Source organism: uncultured Dialister sp. (assembly GCF_900541605.1).
Classification (GTDB): domain Bacteria; phylum Bacillota; class Negativicutes; order Veillonellales; family Dialisteraceae; genus Dialister.
Genome location: NZ_UQKJ01000201.1, coordinates 1 through 2,271, shown reverse-complemented (window position 1 = coordinate 2,271; position 2,271 = coordinate 1). Strand labels below are relative to the sequence as shown.

The window sequence follows — 2,271 nt, the reverse complement described above, 5'->3', positions numbered from 1 at the left end:
TCCAAAATCCGGGGGCCTCACTTTCGGATGTGTCCACTCCTCGGGGTCCATTTTACGCCGCCACCACCACTCCTCATTCCTAACTCCTCATTCCTAACTTCTATGCGCCGCACCTTCCCCTTGGGCGAAGCCCGTTCCCCTGAGGCACACCACCGAAGGTGTTACCCCTCAGCCACTTATCGGCCCCAGGACCCAGAATCCATACTCCTTCCTCCAGGGAAGCCTCAACCCCGGTCCCGGGCCGCAGCCTTGTTCGCAGGACAGAGCCCTGGCCGAAGACCACAGCCCGGCCCCGAAGGGGTCCATTCAATCGTGCCTGACCAAAAGCTCAATGCCCTCTTTCTTATAGGTGCTGTAAACCTCTTTGATGAACTGGTGTTTCAGCACCGCCTCGTCCACGATATTCCGGATGCGGAGGACCACGTTGAAGGAAATGCCGTAATCCCCCATTTTATCGTACCGCACGAGGGGCTGGAATCCGGTGACCCCGTATTCACTGTGGTCCAGAATATACCGGGCCACCTTCAGTGTCACCTCTTCCACATGGTCCAGGTCATTGTTATAGGTGATGGTGATGGGGATAAAGATCGTGCATTCCGCCAGGGGCTGCTCGTAGTTCGTAAGGGTAGCATTGGCGATGCTCTTATTCGGCACGATGACCATATTCCCTGTGGACGTACGGATAGTGGTATTCCGCCAGTTCATATCCACCACCCGGCCCGCTTCCCCACCGGCAAGACGGATATAGTCTCCCATGTGGACCTGCTTCGAAACCAGGGTAGTAATACCGGAGAAAAGGTTGGCCAGTGTATCCTGCAAAGCCAGCGCCGAAGCCAGGCCGCCGGCACCAAGGGCTGTCAGGAGCGGTGAAATGGATATACCATAGGAGGAAAGGATGAAGAGAATCCCCATAATATATACTCCCAGATCCACCACCGTAGTCAATATGGATGTGGTGGCCTGCTTGTCGCCGCTCTTGGACAGTTTATCCTTCAGAAAAGAAGACACCGTGTGGGCGCAGAAGAATGTGACTGTGATGATGACCACACTGTGATAATGGTAAGACAGCATTTCCTGCACAAAGGGCGGCAGGTTCAGAATGTTCTTCGCCATCTGTATCCCCATGAGTATTCCCAGCAGGGTAGGCATGAACCGGAAGATATTACGCCAGCTGTCCCGGGGCACCTTCGTCACCCGGCAAAGGACTTCAATAAAGAGCCGGAAAATTCCATGCAGTACAAAGATACCGATGATAATGAACAGGATCATCGCCGCAAAATGAACATGGGGTCCCCCATGCTCCAGTTCGAATTTCAATGTATTAATCACTGAATCCATACAATTTCCTCCGGATAAATATTTTGATTACGACAGATAATAATTATACTCCGGGAGAAGAAGAAAAGCGAGAGGGAAAATGGAGCGGCTGTCTATCCTGCGAATCGCCTGTTTTCAGGATCCTGCAGGATTTGGGAGATCCCACTTCCCAATCCTTGCATTGACGAGAATTTCCCACCATAAAAGGCGGCGCATTGATATTCTGCACCGCCTTTTGTGGTGGCCGGCTGCCATGAATCGGCCTTTAGAAATCTATAATTTATGGGCTGTTAGTCATTCCCTGGCGAAATCACTTTTCAATCACACCGCCGTAGACATCCCGATGGACCAGAGAATCTCGAACCATTTCATCCCTGCTGTTCACCCGGACCCGTTCGATCTTATGGCGGTCATTGTCACTCCCCCCTGCCCGGTCTACCCGGAAGCGGTTCAGGCTGAGTTCCCGGATTTCCGGGTCAAATTCATCGGCCATGTGCTGCATGTCCCCATCCACGGCAGCCCCGTTTTCCAGGGCCCGGGAGAAGATGGCTGCAAATTCATACCTTGTCATGGTGCGGTTTCCTTTGAATTCTCCATCCGGATAGCCTTCGAGAAGGCCCCGGTCCGCCAGTTTCTTCACATAGGCATAGGCCCAGTGGTTCTGCGGTACATCGGGGAAGAGGAGGGACCGTTTCGTTTCTTTTGCTTCCGCCCCTGCACCCATCAGGGTTTCCAGTTTCCGGATTCTTTCATCCTGTTTCTTTACCGTATCCCTAAGAGCAATGATTTCCTTTGCCATGGCCACCCGGCTGTTTGTTACATGGCTGCCCTGCCCCAGTTTGACACTGACGCCGGCATTCACCATATTCTCCCCACCGCCGAAGGAACCACCTATGGAAAACATGAGGTCCTCGTCAGGCCGATAGTAAGCACCGACGGCGGCAGCGCTGGCAT

At 53.3% G+C, this 2,271-nt stretch carries 2 protein-coding genes; both read right to left on the bottom strand.

The annotated features are described in order from the left end of the window. Positions 1 to 306 precede the first annotated feature (306 nt). Positions 307 to 1,338 (bottom strand): mechanosensitive ion channel family protein, encoded by a 1,032-nt coding sequence (locus QZR21_RS09030; RefSeq protein ID WP_296098013.1) that lies wholly within the window; start codon positions 1,336 to 1,338, stop codon positions 307 to 309. 289 nt (positions 1,339 to 1,627) lie between these two features. Then, positions 1,628 to 2,271: S-layer homology domain-containing protein (locus QZR21_RS09025; RefSeq protein WP_296975035.1), on the bottom strand; the 644-nt coding region annotated here is incomplete at its 5' end.

What these genes read in the sequence shown, in the direction of transcription:
- QZR21_RS09030 (WP_296098013.1), bottom strand. Translation starts at nt 1,338, where the DNA reads ATGGATTCAGTGATTAATACATTGAAATTCGAACTGGAGCATGGGGGA.